Source organism: Vibrio sp. HI00D65 (genome assembly GCF_001635455.1).
Lineage (GTDB): Bacteria > Pseudomonadota > Gammaproteobacteria > Enterobacterales > Vibrionaceae > Vibrio.
The window spans coordinates 1-241 of sequence record NZ_LWEH01000457.1; the positions used below are offsets into that span (position 1 = coordinate 1).

General features: G+C 38.2%; 1 pseudogene. It reads right to left on the minus strand.

From position 1 onward, the window contains the following. A pseudogene (gene tdh, locus A3712_RS27090) lies at window positions 1-134 on the minus strand (L-threonine 3-dehydrogenase); the annotation flags it as partial. Window positions 135-241: the final 107 nt, after the last annotated feature.

The window sequence follows — 241 nt, forward strand, 5'->3', positions numbered from 1 at the left end:
CAATCAAGGATTACCTTGCCTGAAAGCCCGCTACGCATAGCGTCAAAGCCTTTTTGGAAGTCATCAACCTTAAAGTGGTGAGTGATAATTGGTGTTAGATCTAGGCCTGATTGAATCAAAGAAGCCATCATGTACAAACCCAAAATTAAACCTTATAAAACAACAGTTTAGTTAAAAACATAAAGTTCATGGCGACAAAGTGGCGACGACTTTTGATCTATAAAGTACGGCAAGATATGAA